Source organism: Ramlibacter sp. P4_H7 (genome assembly GCF_056400765.1).
The window spans coordinates 70,307-86,757 of sequence record NZ_JBFUKP010000021.1 but is presented as its reverse complement, the minus strand read 5'-3'; the positions used below and the strand labels follow the sequence as shown (position 1 = coordinate 86,757).

General features: G+C 69.3%; 13 protein-coding genes and 1 pseudogene. 3 read left to right on the top strand and 11 right to left on the bottom strand.

Going from position 1 to position 16,451, the window contains the following annotated elements; genetic code table 11:
* The first annotated feature begins 80 nt into the window (after nt 1-80).
* The gene (locus AC1DSA_RS22200; protein ID WP_477893066.1) at nt 81-287 is read left to right on the top strand and encodes a DUF3606 domain-containing protein; all 207 of its coding nucleotides are present in this window, start codon (nt 81-83) and stop codon (nt 285-287) included.
* Here AC1DSA_RS22200 and pncB read toward each other — a convergent pair.
* From pncB to gabT, 9 genes are all read right to left on the bottom strand, one after another.
* Nucleotides 284-1,483 (bottom strand): nicotinate phosphoribosyltransferase, encoded by a 1,200-nt coding sequence (gene pncB / locus AC1DSA_RS22195; protein ID WP_477893065.1) that lies wholly within the window; start codon nt 1,481-1,483, stop codon nt 284-286. The genes AC1DSA_RS22200 and pncB overlap by 4 nt on opposite strands.
* A 59-nt stretch (nt 1,484-1,542) precedes the next feature.
* Nucleotides 1,543-2,391, bottom strand: a complete 849-nt coding sequence (locus tag AC1DSA_RS22190) for a mechanosensitive ion channel family protein (protein ID WP_477893064.1) — start codon at nt 2,389-2,391, stop codon at nt 1,543-1,545.
* Between the two features lie 116 nt (nt 2,392-2,507).
* On the bottom strand, nt 2,508-3,986 hold the full coding sequence (locus AC1DSA_RS22185; protein WP_477893063.1) for an NAD-dependent succinate-semialdehyde dehydrogenase: 1,479 nt from the start codon (nt 3,984-3,986) through the stop codon (nt 2,508-2,510).
* A 21-nt stretch (nt 3,987-4,007) separates the two neighbouring features.
* Nucleotides 4,008-4,961, bottom strand: a complete 954-nt coding sequence (speB, locus tag AC1DSA_RS22180) for an agmatinase (protein WP_477893062.1) — start codon at nt 4,959-4,961, stop codon at nt 4,008-4,010.
* A complete protein-coding gene (locus tag AC1DSA_RS22175) occupies nt 4,961-5,791 on the bottom strand; it encodes an ABC transporter permease (RefSeq protein ID WP_477893150.1) in 831 nt (276 codons plus the stop codon). Before AC1DSA_RS22175 ends, speB begins: the two co-directional genes overlap by 1 nt.
* A gap of 7 nt (nt 5,792-5,798) precedes the next feature.
* A complete protein-coding gene (locus AC1DSA_RS22170; protein ID WP_477893061.1) occupies nt 5,799-7,058 on the bottom strand; it encodes an ABC transporter permease in 1,260 nt (419 codons plus the stop codon).
* Nucleotides 7,059-7,062: 4 nt separating this feature from the next.
* Nucleotides 7,063-8,091, bottom strand: a complete 1,029-nt coding sequence (locus tag AC1DSA_RS22165; RefSeq protein WP_477893060.1) for an ABC transporter substrate-binding protein — start codon at nt 8,089-8,091, stop codon at nt 7,063-7,065.
* Between the two features lie 29 nt (nt 8,092-8,120).
* A complete protein-coding gene (locus AC1DSA_RS22160) occupies nt 8,121-9,260 on the bottom strand; it encodes an ABC transporter ATP-binding protein (RefSeq protein ID WP_477893059.1) in 1,140 nt (379 codons plus the stop codon).
* Nucleotides 9,261-9,270: 10 nt separating this feature from the next.
* The gene (gene gabT / locus AC1DSA_RS22155) at nt 9,271-10,569 is read right to left on the bottom strand and encodes a 4-aminobutyrate--2-oxoglutarate transaminase (RefSeq protein WP_477893058.1); all 1,299 of its coding nucleotides are present in this window, start codon (nt 10,567-10,569) and stop codon (nt 9,271-9,273) included.
* Between the two features lie 144 nt (nt 10,570-10,713).
* Here gabT and AC1DSA_RS22150 point away from each other — a divergent pair.
* Nucleotides 10,714-12,035 (top strand): annotated as a pseudogene (locus tag AC1DSA_RS22150) (aminotransferase-like domain-containing protein).
* Nucleotides 12,036-12,039: 4 nt separating this feature from the next.
* Here the strand turns inward: AC1DSA_RS22150 and AC1DSA_RS22145 are convergent.
* The gene (locus AC1DSA_RS22145; protein ID WP_477893057.1) at nt 12,040-13,233 is read right to left on the bottom strand and encodes a lipase family alpha/beta hydrolase; all 1,194 of its coding nucleotides are present in this window, start codon (nt 13,231-13,233) and stop codon (nt 12,040-12,042) included.
* A 108-nt stretch (nt 13,234-13,341) separates the two neighbouring features.
* On the opposite strand from AC1DSA_RS22145, the gene alaS reads away from it, so the two are divergent.
* The gene (gene alaS, locus AC1DSA_RS22140) at nt 13,342-15,966 is read left to right on the top strand and encodes an alanine--tRNA ligase (protein ID WP_477893056.1); all 2,625 of its coding nucleotides are present in this window, start codon (nt 13,342-13,344) and stop codon (nt 15,964-15,966) included.
* A 42-nt stretch (nt 15,967-16,008) separates the two neighbouring features.
* On the opposite strand, the gene AC1DSA_RS22135 is transcribed toward alaS, so the two are convergent.
* Nucleotides 16,009-16,449 carry a cupin domain-containing protein gene (locus tag AC1DSA_RS22135; RefSeq protein WP_477893055.1) on the bottom strand — a complete coding sequence of 147 codons (441 nt, stop codon included), beginning with the start codon at nt 16,447-16,449 and terminating at the stop codon, nt 16,009-16,011.
* Nucleotides 16,450-16,451: the final 2 nt, after the last annotated feature.

The window sequence follows — 16,451 nt, the reverse complement described above, 5'->3', positions numbered from 1 at the left end:
CCACGAGGGGCATGCATCGCGTCCTACACGGCGCACGGCGGTCCTTGCCTAGCATCGGGGTTTTTTGGAGCCAGACCACGATGGTGCCCTCGCAGAACCGCACGCGTTCCGCGCGCAAGGAACGCATCGACATCAGCCACGACTACGCCGTGTGCGCCTGGGCGCGGCACTTCAACGTGAGCGAAAAGCGCGTGAAGGAGGCCGTGGCCGCCGTCGGCGACGAGGCGGACCGCGTGCGCGAACACCTCACGCGCGGACGCGAATCCGAGCGGCCGTCTGCCAACTAAGCGGCGTCAGAGACCCCGAACACCTGGCGCAGGTAGGCCAGGAAGGTCGCGTCGGTCGCCAGGGTCTTGCCCGGCGCGTCCGAGAGCTTGGCCACCGGCTGGCCGTTGACCTCCACCAGCTTCATCACGATCTGCAGCGGCTGCAGGCCCATGTCGTTGGTGAGGTGGGTGCCGATGCCGAAGCCGAGGTTCACGCGGTCGCCGAATTGGCGGTACAGCGCGATGGCCTTCGCCACGTCCAGGCTGTCGGAGAACACCAGGCGCTTGGCGTGCGCGTCGATGCGCAGCCTGGCGTAGTGGGCCAGGGCCTTCTCGCCCCAGGCGAACGGGTCACCCGAGTCGTGCCGCAGGCCGTCGAACAGCTTGGCGAAGTACAGGTCGAAATCGGCCAGGAAGGCGTCCATGCCCACCGTGTCGGTGAGCGCGATGCCCAGGTCACCGCGGTACTCCTGCACCCATTCTTCCAGCGCCGCGCGCTGGAAGTCGCGCAGCCGCACGCCCAGCGCCTGGAAGGTCTGCAGGTATTCGTGCCCCATGGTGCCGATGGGCACCAGGCCCAGGTCGCGCGCCAGCAGCACGTTGGATGTGCCCTTGAACAGCTGCGGCAGCTCGCGCGCCAGGGTCGCCACCACCTCCCGCTGCCAGTCGCGCCCGAAGCGGCGGCGCACCCCGAAATCGAAGAACTCGAAGGGATGCGTGCAGTGCGGCTCCCGGGCGAAGGCTTGCAGCACGGCGACCTTGGATGCCAGCCGCTTGCGGCCCTCGGCCAGCGCGCCGGCGCGGTCGAAGCGGCGGAAATACAGCTCGTTGACGATCGCCAGCACGAAGATCTCGAAGCCCATCACGTGCACCTGCGGACCGCGGGCCTCGATGCGCAGTGCCTCGCCGTCCGCGCGGGCATCGATGAAGTCGCGCTGGAAACGGAAGATGCGCAGGAAATCGACGAAGTCGCGCCGGATGAAGCGCAGGCCCGCCAGGAAGTCCAGTTGGTCGTGCGCGAAGGCGAGGCCGCACAGGTGGTCCAGCTGCGCGTTCACCTCGCCGGCCAGCTCCGCCAAGGGGTACTGCGGCTGGTTGCGGCACACGAAGCGGTAGAGCGCCTGCGTCTGCGGATGCCGGTGCAGCATCGGCTGCCACATGGTGAACTTGTAGAGGTCGGTGTCCAGCAGGCTCTGGACCACGGGTTCGAAGGCCATGGGCGAGTGTGGCAACAAAAAGGGCCCCGCGTGGGGCCCTTGTCGTTTCGTCGCGGTGCTCAGCCGCCTTCGGCGTCGTGGCGCTTGTCGGCCGGCACCGGGCCGCCGCCTTGCGGATAGCCGCCAGTGGGCCACTGGCCCGAGCCCGCTTCGCCGGCTTCGCGCCGCATGTCGCGCGCCTGCTCGCCCATGTTCTCGGCCAGCTGCTTGATCTCGCCGGACTTTTCCTGCGCCTTGGCGTACCACTTGCGCAGGATCTCCGCGGCCGTCTCGCGGCCACCCAGTCCGAAGGCCAGGCCCAGGCCCAGCGCCAGCGCGCCGACCACGGCCATGAACAGGGTGTTGACGAGCTCGGTGGCGATGCCCAGCTGGTTCACCGCGACCACGATCGCGAAGGCCCACACCACCACCGAGGCTGCCTTCGCCAGGAAGCCGCCGTTGCTCAGGTCCGCCTCGCTCGCCGCGCCGCGCACCACGTTGCCCAGCGCCCGGGCCGCGAGGCCACCGATCACCAGCACCACCAGCGCCACCACGACGTTGGGCAGCCACAGCAGCAGTTGCCGCAGGACTTCGGACACGGCCGGCAGTCCCAGTGCATCGAACGCCACCACCAATGCGATCAGGCGCACGAACCACTTCACCACCAGCCCGATCATCCCGGCGGCGTCCGTGTTCATCCCCATGCGGCGGATGAAGTCGGACAGGCCGGCCCGCTCGGCCAGGTCGTTGAAGCGGATGGAGCGCAGCAGCGCCGCGATGCCGCGGTCGATCAGCGAGGCGATGAACCAGCCGGCGACGATGATCAGCAGGAAGCCGAGGATCTTGGGAACGGCGGAGAACAGCAACGCCATCGCTGCTGCCAGCGACGTGAACATGGCGTCGCTCCAGTGGGTCACTGTGGTCGGCATGAAGATCTCCAGTCGGCGGAATTTGTGAAGTTCCGCAAACTGTCGATGCCGGGGGCCGACCGCTACGTCGGCCGTGTGATGCGTCAGGTGTAGGAGCCGACCACCGTCGCGCAGGCCTACCTCAGCACGTCGCCAATGCAGAGGTACTTGATCTCGACGTACTCGTCGACGCCGTGGTGCGAGCCCTCGCGGCCCAGTCCCGACTGCTTGACGCCGCCGAAGGGGACGTGCTCGGTCGCGATGATGCCCACGTTGATCCCGACCATGCCGTACTCGAGCGCTTCGCTCACCCGGGTGATGCGACCGATGTCGCGACTGTAGAAATAGCTGGCGAGGCCGAACTCGGTGTTGTTGGCCGCTTCCACGGCTTCCTGCTCGGTCTCGAACCGGAACACCGGAGCGAGCGGGCCGAAGGTTTCTTCCTTCGCGCACAGCATGTCGCCGGTCGCGTCCGCCATCACCGTCGGCTGGAAGAACTGGCCTTGCAGCTTCTTGCCGCCCGTGACGATGCGGGCGCCCTTGCTCAGCGCGTCCTGCACGTGGCGCTCCACCTTCTCGACGGCGGCGTCCTCGATCAGCGGACCCTGGACGACGCCTTCCTCGAAGCCGTTGCCGACCTTCATCGCCTGCACCTTCGCGGCGAACTTCTCGACGAAGGCGTCGTACACGCCGGCCTGCACGTAGATGCGGTTGGCGCACACGCAGGTCTGGCCGGCGTTGCGGTACTTGCTGGCGATGGCGCCCTCGACGGCGGAATCGACGTCGGCATCGTCGAACACGATGAAAGGCGCGTTGCCGCCCAGTTCCAGCGACAGCTTCTTGACCGTGGGCGCGCTCTGCGCCATCAGGATGCGGCCGACCTCGGTGGATCCCGTGAAGCTGATGTGGCGCACCACGTCGCTCGCGCACAGCACCTTGCCGATGGCGATGCTGTTGGGTCCGTCGGCGGTGAGCATGTTCAGCACGCCGGCCGGGATGCCCGCGCGGATCGCGAGTTCGGCCGCGGCCAGCGCCGTCAGCGGCGTGAGTTCGGCGGGCTTGATCACCACCGGGCAGCCGGCAGCAAGCGCGGGCGCCACCTTGCGCGTGATCATCGCCAGCGGGAAATTCCAGGGCGTGATGGCGGCGCACACGCCGATCGGCTGGCGGATCACCATCAGGCGGCGGTTGTTGTCGAACTGCGGGAGGGTCTCGCCGTTGATGCGCTTGGCTTCCTCCGCGAACCACTCCACGAAGCTGGCGCCATAGGCCACCTCGCCCTTGGCTTCGGGGAAGGGCTTGCCCTGTTCGGCCGTCATGATGCGGCCCAGGTCCTCCTGGTTCGCCATCAGCAGGTCGTACCACTTGCGCAGGATGATGCTGCGCTCCTTGGCCGTCTTGCTGCGCCATGCGGGCCAGGCCGCGTTGGCGGCGGCGATCGCCTGTTCGGCTTCGTTGACGCCCAGGTTGGGCACCTCGGCCAGCTTGTTGCCGTTGGCGGGGTCGAACACCGCGAAGCGGGAGTCGCCCTTGACCCACTGCCCATCGATCAGGGCATCGGTCTTCAGCAGCGTGGGGTCCTTGAGCAGCGCGAGGGGGGAGGTCTTCATGTCCAAGGCGGTTCTCCTGAATTCTGTTCAGCGATAGCGTACACCGGGCAGCACGCAGAGCATTTCGTAGAGCAGGTTGGCTGCGAGCAGTGCGGTGTTGCCGGAAGGGTCGTAGGGCGGCGCGACCTCCACCAGGTCGGCACCGACGACGTTGAGCCCGCGGCAGCCGCGCACGATCTCCAGCGCCTGGGGCACGGTCAGGCCGCCGATCTCGGGCGTGCCGGTGCCGCCGGCGAAGGATGGGTCGATGCCGTCGATGTCGAAGCTGAGGTAGACGGGGTGGGCCGTCCCGATGCGCTCGCGCACTTGGGTCATCAGCGGCGCCAGCGAGCGGTACCACACCTCGTGCGCCGGCACGAGGGTGAAGCCCTGGCGGCGCGGCCAGTCGAAATCGTCGGCGGCATAGCCGGTGCCGCGCAGGCCGATCTGCCAGACCTTGTCGCAGGCGAGCAGGCCCTCCTCCACCGAGCGGCGAAACGGCGTGCCATGGGCAATGGGCTCGCCGAACATCTCGTCGTTGACGTCGGCGTGCGCGTCCACGTGCACCAGCGCCACCGGCCCGTGCTTGCGGGCGAGCGCGCGCAGGATCGGCAGGGCGATGGTGTGGTCGCCGCCGATGGTGAGCGGGCGGCAACCGGCTGCCAGCACCCGGTCGTAGAACGCTTCGATGATGGCCATCGATTTGTCCAGCGAGTAGGTGTTGATCGCCACGTCGCCGAGGTCGGCCACCTGCAGCGTGTCGAAGGGCGCCGCCCCGGTGGCCATGTTGTAGGGCCGCAGCAGCGCGGACTCCGCTCGCACCTGGCGCGGGCCGAAGCGGGCGCCGGCGCGGTTGGAGGTGCCGATGTCCAGCGGCACGCCGATGAAGGCGGCGTCCAGGCCCTGGGGCGATTCCGCCGCGGGCAGCCGCATCATGGTGGCCAGCCCCGCGAAGCGCGGCATCGCGTTGCCGCTTTGCGGCTGGTTGCGCGCGCCGTCCATCATCCGCGCACCGTGCGCCGGCCGCGCAGCCATTCCAGCGCGAGCAGCAGGCTGGTGGTGAACAGGATCAGCAGCGTGGCCACCGCGGCGATGGTGGGCGTGATGTTCTCGCGGATGCCGGTGAACATCTGCCGCGGCAGGGTCACCTGCTCGGGGCCGGCCAGGAACAGCGTCACCACCACCTCGTCGAACGAGGTGGCGAAGGCGAACAGGGCGCCCGAGATCACGCCGGGTGCGATCACCGGCAATGTGACGCGGAAGAACGTGATCACGGGGTTCGCGCCCAGGCTCAGGGACGCGCGCACCAGGTTGTGGTTGAAGCCCTGCAGCGTCGCCAGCACCGTGGTCAGCACGAAGGGCGCGCCCATCGCCGCGTGCACCAGGATCAGGCCGGTGTAGCTGTCCGCCAGGCCGAGCGGCGCGAAGAACAGGTAGGCCCCCACGCCCAGCACCACGATGGGCACCACCATCGGCGCGATCAGCAGGCTCATCAACGTGCCCTTGAAGGGGAAGTCGGTGCGCGCCAGTCCCACCGCGGCCAGCGTGCCCAGCACGGTGGCGATGACGGTCGCCAGCGGCGCGACGATGAAGCTGTTTCGGGCCGCGCGCGTCCAGTCGCTGGAGGTGAAGAGGTTCTGGTACCACTTGAGCGACCAGCCCGGGATCGGGTACGAGAGGAAGGACGAGTCCGCGAACGACAGCGGGATGATCACCAGGATCGGCAGCAGCAGGAACAGCAGCACGCCCACGCCGGCGACGCGCAGGGCCCACCAGCCCAGCTTGTCCAGGGGCGTGGCATAGGCCGGGAAGATGGGCAAGGGCAGGCGGATCAAGGCGTCACCCCAGGTTCAGTTCGGACTTGACGATGCGGCGGTACAGCCCGTACAGCAGCAGGGTGGCGCCCAGCAGCAGGGCGCCGAGGGCGGCGGCCATGCCCCAGTTGACGTTCACGTTGGTGTACTGCGCGATGTAGTAGGAGAGCATCTGGTCGTCGGCGCCGCCCAGCAGCGCCGGGGTGACGTAGTAGCCGATGGCCAGGATGAAGACCAGCAGCGCGCCGGCGCCGATGCCGGGATAGGTCTGCGGCACGTAGACGCGCAGGAAGGCGGCCAGCGGCGGGCTGCCCAGCGAGACCGCCGCGCGCACGTAGGTGGACGGCACGCTCTTCATCACGCTGTACAGCGGCAGGATCATGAAGGGCAGCAGGATGTGCACCATGGCGATGATCACGCCCGTGCGGTTGAACAGCAGGGCCAGCGGCTGCTCGACGAGGCCCAGGCCCAGCAGCGCGCGGTTCACCAGGCCGGCCGATTGCAGCAGCACGATCCAGGCGGCAACGCGCACCAGGATCGAGGTCCAGAAAGGCACCAGCACCAGGATCATCAGCACGTTGGCGCGGCGCGCGGGCAGCGTGCTGAGCCAGTAGGCCAGTGGATAGCCCAGCACCAGGCACCACAGGGTCACGACGGCGCTGATGCCGAAGGTGCGCGCCAGGATGCTGCCGAACACGCGCTGGTCCGGCGGCATGCGCTCGACCGCGCCCTGGGCGTCGCGCCTGAGGTCCAGCGAGGCCAGCAGGTAGTCGGCGGTCCAGCGCGAGCCGTTCTTGGCGATGGCCTGCCAGTACTTCGGTTCGGTCCAGCGCTCGTCGATCGCCACCAGCCGGGCCTTGGCCGTCGCGGGATCGGTGGCGCCTTCCAGCGGCAGCGCACGGTAGGTGTTCATCACCAGCGAGCGCGCGCCCGCCACTTCGGAATTCAGTCGGCGCGCCAGGGCGCCGGCGTCGGCGCGATCGGGCAGCGCGCCGAGATCGGCCGCGACCGCGGCGAAGGCCTCGGGCGGCGGCACGTCCTCGCGGTTCCACGGCTCCAGCGCCTTGACCGTGCGGGGCAGGGCGTTGGCGACCTCCGGGTTCTCGACCGCCCGCTGCAGCAGCGAGGCGATCGGCACCAGGAAGGTCAGCAGCAGGAACAGCAGCAGCGGCAGCGTCAGCGCGAACGCACGCAGCTTGCGCCGCCGCTCCGCGCGCGACAGCGAATGCCGCAGCGCGCGCGGGTCGACGATGCCCGGGATCGCGGGGGCCGCCAGTGCCGTCATGGCCTTACTGCGTGGCCCAGGAGGCGAAGCGCTTCTCGAGTTCCTCGCCCTGGTCGGCCCAGAACTTCACGTTGAACTGCAGCGCGGTCTTGGCGTTCTCGGGCGCGGTGGGCAGGTTGGCCAGCACCTTGGGATCGAGCTTGCCCAGCGCCTTGGTGTTGGTCGGGCCGTAGGCGATGTTGCGCGCGTATTCGGCCTGGGCGTCGGGCGAGCTGGCATAGGCGATGAACTTCATCGCGGCCTCCTTGTTGGGCGAGCCCTTGGGGATGGTCCAGTAGTCCAGATCGTAGATGCCGCCGGTCCAGGTGATGCGCAGGTTCTTGCCCTCGCGGTTGGCGGCGTCGATGCGGCCGTTGTAGGCGGTGCTCATGACGACGTCACCGGCGACCAGGAACTGCGGCGGCTGCGCGCCGGCCTCCCACCACTGGATGCTGGGCTTGAGCTCGGTCAGCTTCCTGAACGCGCGCTCGGCGCCGTCCTTGGTGGCCAGCACCTTGTACACGTCGGCGGGCTTGACGCCGTCGGCCATCAGCGCGAATTCCACGTTGTAGCGCGCGCCCTTGCGCATGCCGCGCTTGCCGGGGAATTTCTTGGTGTCCCAGAAATCGGCCCAGGTGGTGGGCGGCGTCTTGAGCTTGTCGCCGTTGTAGGCCATCACGGTGGACCACACGAAGATGCCGACGCCGCATTCGGTGACGGCGGCGGGCACGAAGTCGCCCTTGGGCGCGACCTTGGCGTAGTCGATCTTCTCGAACAGGCCCTCGTCGCAGCCGCGCGCCACGTCGGGCGACTCGACCTCGACCAGGTCCCAGGTGACCTTCTTGGTCTCCACCATGGCCTTGATCTTGGCCTGCTCGCCGTTGTATTCCACTGGCACGACCTTGATGCCGTTCTTCTCGATCGGCTCGTAGAAGGCCTTCTTCTGCGCGTTGGCGTTGGCGCCGCCGAAGTTGACCACGGTGATCTGCGTCTGGGCGACGGCAGGCAGCGCGAGCACCGCGGCAGCGGCGAAGGCGAGGGCTCCGAGTTTCATTTCTCTGTCTCCTGGGGTGTGAAAAGGGGTCAGCGGTAGACGCGCAGGTATTCCTCTGCGGCGTAGAGGAACACGGTGTCGCCGAGGGCGGGGACGTCGTGGCGGCCGAGCGGCATCTTCACCATCGCGTCCTCCTGCTGCGGCACGTTGCAGCGCAGCCGCAGGTGGTCGCCGAAGTAGATGACGTCGGCCACCTTGGCCTCGAAGGTGTTGGCCTGGTTGAGCACGCCCGTGAGTTCGATGCGCTCGGGCCGGATGCCGCACAGCACGCGCTCGCCGGGGGCGGCGCCGTTGACGTTGACGCCGGTCATGCGCACGCCGTTGGGCAGGCCGACGATGCAGCCGGTGCCGGAGCTGCCCACCACCACGCCTTCCAGCGTGGTGCTGTCGCCCACGAAGCCGGCGACGAAGCGATTGGCGGGCGCTTCGTACAGGCGGTCGACCTTGTCGACCTGCTGGATCATGCCGTCGTTGAACACCGCCACGCGGTCGGACATCGCGAGCGCCTCGGACTGGTCGTGGGTGACGTAGACGAAGGTCACGCCCAGGCGCCGGTGCAGCTCCTTGAGTTCGAGCTGCATGTGCTCGCGCAGCTGCTTGTCCAGCGCGCCCAGCGGCTCGTCCATCAGCACCAGCTGCGGCTCGAACACCAGCGCGCGCGCCAGCGCCACACGCTGCTGCTGGCCGCCCGAGAGCTGCGCCGGATAGCGCGAACCCAGCTTGGCCATCTGCACCATGTCCAGCGCATGCTTCACCTTCTCGCCGCGCTCGGTGCGCGAGAAGCGGCGCACGCTCAACGGATAGGCCACGTTCTGTTCCACCGTCATGTGGGGGAACAGCGCGTAGTTCTGGAACACCATGCCGAAGTTGCGCTTGTGCGGCGGGGTGCGCGTGATCGGCGTGCCCGCCAGGCTGATCTCGCCCGAGGTCGGCGTCTCGAAGCCGGCCAGCATCATCAGCGTGGTGGTCTTGCCCGAACCGGAGGGGCCCAGCAGGGTCAGGAACTCGCCGCGGCGGATGTCCAGGTCCAGGTCGCGCACGACCAGCGCGGTTCCCTCATAGGTCTTCTGCACGCCGGTGAAGCTCACCAGCGGCGCCTCCAGCACCGTCAGCGGCGGATGGCGCTCGGCGCGCTGGGCGGTGATCGAGGCGACTTGGGCGGGGGCCATGGGGAGCGTCTCAGGCCTGGGTGGCGCGGTCCAGCGCCTGCGCCAGCAGCCCCAGCCCTTCGTCCACCAGCGCATCGCTCGCGGTGAGGGGCACCAGGATGCGGATCACGTTGCCGTAGGTGCCGCAGGTCAGGATGATCAGGCCCAGCTTCGCGGCCTCCGTGGCCACGCGCTTGGCCAGGTCGGCGTCGGGCCGCTGCGGATCGCGCTGCTGGCACAGCTCGATCGCCACCATGGCGCCGAGGCCGCGCACGTCGGCGATGCCGTCGTGCCGCTCGGCAAGCCGGCGCAGCCCCGCGCGCAGCCGCTCACCCAGCACCCGGCTGCGTTCGAGCAGGCCTTCGCGCTCGAAGACTTCCAGCACGGCCAGCGCCGCGGCGCAGGCCACCGGGCTGCCGGCATAGGTGCCGCCCAGGCCGCCGGCAGCGGGCGCATCCATCACGTCCGCGCGGCCGATCACCGCGGAAATCGGAAAGCCGCCCGCCATGGACTTGGCCAGCGTGATCAGGTCCGGGGCCGCGCCCATCTGCTCGACCGCGAACCAGGTGCCGGTGCGGCCGGCGCCGGTCTGCACCTCGTCGGCGATCAGCAGGATGCCGTGCCGGTCGCACAGCGCCCGCAGGCGCTGGAACAGCTCGGGCGGCGCCACGTGGAAGCCGCCCTCGCCCTGCACCGGCTCCAGGATGATGGCCGCCACGCGCGCGGCTTCGATGTCGTTGCGCAGGATGGCATCGACCGAGGCCATCGCATCGTCGACGCTGATGCCGCGCAGCGCGTTCGGGAAGGTCGCGTGGAAGATCTCCGCCGGGAACGGGCCGAAGCCGAGCTTGTACGGTGCGACCTTGCCGGTGAGGCCCAGCGTCAGCAGGGTGCGTCCGTGGTAGCCGCCGCCGAAGGCGATCACGCCCGGGCGGCCGGTCGCGGCGCGGGCGATCTTGATCGCGTTCTCCACCGCTTCGGCGCCGGTGGTGAGGAACAGGGTCTTCTTGGCGAAGTTGCCGGGGGCCAGCGCGTTCAGGCGTTCGGCCAGTTCCACGTAAGGTTCGTAAGCAAGCACCTGGAAGCAGGTGTGGGTGAAGCGATCGAGCTGGGCCTTGACCGCGTCGATGATCGCGGGATGGCAATGGCCGGTATTCAGCACGGCGATGCCGCCGGCGAAGTCGATGTAGCGCCGTCCTTCCACGTCCCAGACTTCGGCGTTGGCGGCGCGGGCGGCGAAGATCTCGTGGGCGTGGCCGACGCCGCGGGCCACGGCGGCCTGGCGGCGTGCCATCAGGGCGGCGTTGGTCAGGTTCGGTTCTCTGTGCATGTCATTCCTTGATGCGGATCACGGCGCCATCGCGCCAGGGTGGATCGCACTGTAGGCAGGCAGCCCGCTCGCTAACATATACAGATGACCGGGTCGGGCCGATGCACTGTGCAGGCCGAACGGCCTGTACACACAAACCCCGAGATGTTCGCCCTGGACCCGCACTCCCCCACGCCGCTGGTGTCCCAGATCGTCGACGGGTTCCGCCGCATGATCGAGGAGGGCACGCTGCGCGCGGGCACCAAGCTGCCGTCGATCCGCCAGTTCGCGCACTCGCACGAGGTGAGCGTGTACACGGTGGTCGACGCCTACGACCGGCTGGTGGCGCTGGGCTTCTTCGCATCGCGCCCGCATTCGGGCTTCTTCGGTAGACCCGGTGGGTGGGCAGCAAGCGGGGCTGCGGCKGGCTGCCCAGCGACTGGCTGTTCGGCGAAGGCGTCAAGCGCGGCCTGCGCGCCCTGGCGGCCGACGAGGTGGACCTGGGCGGCTACGGCGAGCCCAAGGGCTACCCGCCGCTGCGCCAGCTGGTGCGCGACCTGCTGGCGGAGCAGGAGGTCGCGGCGACGACGGACCAGGTGCTGCTCACGCAGGGCTCCAGCCAGGCGCTCGACCTGGCCGCGCGCCGCCTGGTGCGCGCGGGCGATCCGGTGCTGGTGGACCAGCCGGGCTACGCCAACCTGCTGTCCTCGCTGCGCTTCCTGCGGGCGCGCCTGATCGGCGCGCCGCGCACGCCCCAGGGCTGGGACCTGGATGCCCTGGAGGCGCAGGTGAAGCAGCACCGGCCCAAGGTCTTCTTCACCCAGCCGCGCCTGCAAAGCCCGACGGGATCAACCGCGCAGCTGGCGCACCTGCACCGGGTGCTGCAGCTGGCCGAGAAGTACGACTTCGTGATCGTCGAGAACGACATCTACCTGGACCTGGACCCGGAGCCCCGGCCGTCGCTGGCCAGCCTGGACCAGTTGCAGCGGGTGGTCTACATCAGCAGCTTCTCCAAGACCATCTCGCCCAACATCCGGGTGGGCTACCTGGCAGCGCAGGCGGACCTGCTGGAGGAACTGGCGCAGCTGAAGATGCTCTCGGGCCTGACCTCCTCCGAGTTCACCGAGCGGCTGGCCTACGGCGCGCTGGTGGACGGCCGCTGGCGCAAGCACGTCAAGCACCTGCGCGAGCGGCTGGCGCAGGCCCACCAGGTGGCGGCGCGCGAGCTGCTGGACCTGGGCTTCGAGCTGTTCTGCGAGCCCAAGGCGGGCATGCTGCTGTGGGCGCGCCATCCGGCGGTGCCCAACGCCGGCGAGTTCGCCTACAAGGCGGCGGAGCACGACATCATGCTGGGCCCGGGGCACCTGTTCTCGGTCGACCTGGCGCCCGGGCCCTGGATGCGCTTCAACGTCGCCTTCTGCGTGGACGGCGCCGTGTTCGAGTTCCTGCGCAGCCAGGAACTGGGGCCGCGCGCGGCCGCGGCCTGACGCTTCAGGCCAGCCAGCCGCGCAGCTTCCGGTAGACCGCTTCGCTGTCCAGCAGCTCGAGATGGTGCGTTCCGCGCGCCACCCACGTGCGGGACGCGGGGATGTGCAGGTGCAGCGTGGTCCGCGCGTGCCGGCCCAGGGCGCTGTCCACCGAGACCAGTCCGTCCCCGAAACTCGCGTCCGCGCGCCCCTGGCCCAGTGCGCCCGCGATCGCGAAGCAGGCGACCCGGCGGGGCAGGGGCACTGGCGTGCGGGTGTCGCGGTGCAGGAAGCGTCCGCCCTGCCAGTCGCTGGCGAGCAGGTTGCCATGCCGCAGGTCGGTGATGCCGTCGCTGCGCAGGCGGCCCAGCCGCGTGAATGGGGCGAGGTACGGGCTCACGCCCAGCGCCGCGTGCAGCCAGTTGCCGCCGCGCTCCAGCGCGGCGCCGTGGTGCGGTGTGCCGAGGAACACCAGCTGCCGCAGCCGCCTGGGCCACGTGAGGCCCTCTGCGCGTGCCTGGTGCACCGCGCTGCGTGCCACCAGCCCGCCCATGCTGTGGCCGACGATGGCGAGGCTCTCCACCGGCACCGGCCAGTGCGCCACCAGCTCCTCCAGCTTCTCCGCCAGCTCCGCGCCGTTCTCCGAGACATGGCGGCCGGTGTTGTAGCGCAGGTAGACCGGCGTGAGGCCCAAGGCCTCGGCGAGCGCGCGCCCGTGGTCGTGGCCGTTGCGGTTCCATAGCAGGTCGTTCATGCCCAGGCCGTGCACCAGCAGCAGCAGGCGCGGGCCCGGGGTCCCGCGGATCCGCAGTTCCGTGGGAATCGCCAGCGGATTGCCGGTGCGGGCGAGGTGATCGCCCAGCACGCCGTTGAGCGCGGACAGCATGGCCTGGGCGGACGGCGATTCGTCGGTGGTGGCCGCATCGTCGGTGGGCAGCAGCGCCTGCACGCCGGCCAGGGCGGCGTCGAGCCCGGAGCCGACCAGCGCGCTGCCGGTGCGCACGGTGCCGTATACGAAGCCCGCGATGCCCGGGGCGCGACGCTCCCGCACCTGGCCCAGCGGCGGCGCCAGCCGCGCGATGTTGCCGTGCAGGCCCTCGGCGATGTGCGTCACGCCGTGGATGCCGTCCACCGCGAGGCGCAGCGCGCCGCGCACGCGTTCGATGGCGGCGGTGGGGCGGCGACGGGGCGGCGGCAGGGCGGCTTGCGGATGGGGCATGGCGCTCCAGTGTAGGCCTGCACTCCGCGCGACCGCCGGGTCATGCACCTGGCTCCAYGGTGTGGGACAGGCCCCAAACCTATAATGAAAGGTTCAGCTGGACCCCCCATGAGCACTCCCCAATTCACCGTCGCCGACATCCGCCAGACCTTCCTCGACTTCTTCAAGGAGCGCGGGCACACGGTGGTGCCTTCGAGTTCCCTGGTGCCGGCGAACGACCCGACGCTGATGTTCACCAACTCGGGGATGGTGCAGTTCAAGGACGTGTTCCTCGGCACCGACAAGCGCCCCTACGTGCGCGCGGCCTCCGTGCAGGCCTGCCTGCGCGCCGGCGGCAAGCACAACGACCTGGAGAACGTGGGCTACACGGCACGGCACCACACCTTCTTCGAGATGCTGGGCAACTGGTCCTTCGGCGACTACTTCAAGCGCGAGTCGCTCAAGTGGGCGTGGGAGCTGCTGACCGAGGTCTACCAGCTGCCGGCCGACCGCCTGTGGGCCACCGTCTACATGGAAGACGACGAGGCCTACGACATCTGGACCAAGGAAATCGGCCTGCCGCCGGACCGCGTGGTGCGCATCGGCGACAACAAGGGCGCGCGCTATGCGTCCGACAACTTCTGGATGATGGCCGACACCGGTCCCTGCGGTCCCTGCTCGGAGATCTTCTTCGACCACGGCCCGGACATCGCCGGCGGCCCCCCGGGCAGCCCCGACCAGGACGGCGACCGCTACATCGAGATCTGGAACAACGTGTTCATGCAGTTCGACATGCAGCCCGATGGCTCGGTCAAGCCGCTGCCCGCGCCCTGCGTGGACACCGGCATGGGCCTGGAGCGGCTGGCGGCGATCCTGCAGCACGTGCACAGCAACTATGAGATCGACCTGTTCCAGGCGCTGATCATCGGGGCGGCGCGCGAGACCCACACGCAGGACCTGAGCAACCCGTCCCTGCGCGTGATCGCCGACCACATCCGGGCGACCTCCTTCCTGGTGGCCGACGGCGTGATCCCGTCCAATGAAGGCCGGGGCTACGTGCAGCGCCGCATCATCCGCCGCGCCATCCGCCACGGCTACAAGCTGGGCCAGAAGACGCCGTTCTTCCACAAGCTGGTGCCCGACCTGGTGAAGGTGATGGGCGATGCCTACCCGCACCTGGCGAAGGCGCAGCAGCGCGTGATGGACGTGCTGAAGGCGGAAGAGGAGCGCTTCTACGAGACGCTCGCCAACGGCATGGAGATCCTGGACTCCGCGCTGGCCGGCGGCCAGCAGGTGCTGCCGGGCGACGTCGCCTTCAAGCTGCACGACACCTATGGATTCCCGCTGGACCTGTCGGCCGACGTGTGCCGCGAGCGCGGCGTGGGCGTGGACGAGACCGGCTTCAATGCCGCGATGGAAAAACAGAAGGCCGCCGGCCGTGCGGCGGGCAAGTTCCGGATGGACCGCGTGCTGGACTACGCGGGGGGCGTCAACAAGTTCGTCGGCTACGAGAAGCTGGAAGAGGGCGCCAAGATCGTCGCGATCTACGTCGACGGCACGCCGGCCGCGGAGCTCAAGAGCGGGCAGGAGGGCATCGTGGTGCTGGACACCACGCCCTTCTACGCGGAAAGCGGTGGCCAGGTGGGCGATGCGGGCGTTCTGCAAAGCGGCTCGGCGCTGTTCAAGGTGGAAGACACCCAGAAGGTCAAGGCGGACGTGTACGGCCACCATGGCCAGCTGGCGCAGGGCACGCTCAACGTCGGCGACCACGTCACCGCCAAGGTGGACATGAAGCGCCGCGCCGCGACCATGCGCAACCACTCCGTCACGCACCTGATGCACAAGGCGCTGCGCGAAGTGCTGGGCGGCCACGTGCAGCAGAAGGGTTCGCTGGTCGACGCCGACAAGACGCGCTTCGACTTCACGCACAACGCACCGGTCACCGCGGAACAGATCCGCGAGATCGAGGCGCGCGTCAACGCCGAGATCCTGGAGAACCACGCGACGCAGGCGCGCGTGATGGACATCGAGTCGGCGCAGAAGACCGGCGCGGTGATGCTGTTCGGCGAGAAGTACGGCGAGACCGTGCGCGTGCTGGACATCGGTTCCAGCCGCGAGTTGTGCGGCGGCACGCACGTGCAGCGCACCGGCGACATCGGCCTGTTCAAGGTGGTGGGCGAAGGTGGCGTGGCCGCGGGCATCCGCCGCATCGAAGCGGTCACCGGCGCCAACGCGCTGGCCTACCTGCAGCAGCTGGAGACCACGGTGCAGGACGTCGCCGGCTCGCTGAAAGCAGCGCCCGCGGAGTTGAATGGTCGCGTGGCGCAGGTGCTGGAGCAGGTCCGGTCGCTGGAAAAGGAAGTCGCGCAGCTCAAGGGCAAGCTCGCTTCCTCGCAGGGCGACGACCTCGTGGCGCAGGCCGTGGACGTCAAGGGCATCAAGGTGCTCGCTGCCCGGCTCGAAGGCGCCGACGCCAAGACCTTGCGCGACACCATGGACAAGCTGAAGGACAAGCTCAAGTCCGCGGCCATCGTGCTTGCCTCGGTCGACGGCGCCAAGGTGCAGCTGGCCGCCGGCGTCACCGCCGACAGCATGGGCAAGGTCAAGGCGGGCGAGCTGGTGAACTTCGTCGCGCAGCAGGTGGGCGGCAAGGGCGGCGGCAAGCCGGACATGGCGATGGCCGGCGGCACGGATGCCAGCAAGCTCGCCGGCGCGCTCGGCTCGGTGCGGGGCTGGGTCTCCGAGCGGATCTGATGGCTGCTGCCCCTTCCCCGAGGAGGGGAGGGGAGAAGATCCTCAGATCGCCACCTGCGTCGCGTGCTCGCCCGCGATCGCGATCAAGCGCGGCAGGTCCGGCGCGCTCGGCGAGATCTCCCGGTCCATGTGGGCGAACATGGCTGAAGCGGCCTCGCGGCTCGTCATCGAAATCATCTGCCCGCCCTCCCTGCCGAAGCGGAACCAGTGCACGGTGCCACCGGGCAGGTGCACCAGCGTGCCGGCCTTCGCCACCCGCTCCTCGCTGCCCAGGCCGAACAGCACCTCGCCGCGCGTGACGTAGAACGACTCGTCCCAGGGGTGGTGGTGCGGCGGCGGCCCGCTGCCTTCCGCGCCTTCCTGCAGGAAGATTTCGTAGCCACCGGTGGCGGCACCCGATGCGAGCACGGTGATGTGCTCGCCGACGACGTTGAGCGAACGCGGATAGTCCGAAGGCTGGACGACGAAGGGCTGGGGCTTCATGG

Bases quoted from the DNA above. Each gene is read 5' to 3' on its own strand.
- AC1DSA_RS22135 (WP_477893055.1), bottom strand. From the start codon at position 16,449: ATGAAGCCCCAGCCCTTCGTCGTCCAGCCTTCGGACTATCCGCGTTCG.
- AC1DSA_RS22145 (WP_477893057.1), bottom strand. From the start codon at position 13,233: ATGCCCCATCCGCAAGCCGCCCTGCCGCCGCCCCGTCGCCGCCCCACC.
- speB (WP_477893062.1), bottom strand. From the start codon at position 4,961: ATGGACGGCGCGCGCAACCAGCCGCAAAGCGGCAACGCGATGCCGCGC.
- pncB (WP_477893065.1), bottom strand. From the start codon at position 1,483: ATGGCCTTCGAACCCGTGGTCCAGAGCCTGCTGGACACCGACCTCTAC.
- gabT (WP_477893058.1), bottom strand. From the start codon at position 10,569: ATGCACAGAGAACCGAACCTGACCAACGCCGCCCTGATGGCACGCCGC.
- AC1DSA_RS22200 (WP_477893066.1), top strand. From the start codon at position 81: ATGGTGCCCTCGCAGAACCGCACGCGTTCCGCGCGCAAGGAACGCATC.
- AC1DSA_RS22190 (WP_477893064.1), bottom strand. From the start codon at position 2,391: ATGCCGACCACAGTGACCCACTGGAGCGACGCCATGTTCACGTCGCTG.
- alaS (WP_477893056.1), top strand. From the start codon at position 13,342: ATGAGCACTCCCCAATTCACCGTCGCCGACATCCGCCAGACCTTCCTC.
- AC1DSA_RS22170 (WP_477893061.1), bottom strand. From the start codon at position 7,058: ATGACGGCACTGGCGGCCCCCGCGATCCCGGGCATCGTCGACCCGCGC.
- AC1DSA_RS22160 (WP_477893059.1), bottom strand. From the start codon at position 9,260: ATGGCCCCCGCCCAAGTCGCCTCGATCACCGCCCAGCGCGCCGAGCGC.
- AC1DSA_RS22165 (WP_477893060.1), bottom strand. From the start codon at position 8,091: ATGAAACTCGGAGCCCTCGCCTTCGCCGCTGCCGCGGTGCTCGCGCTG.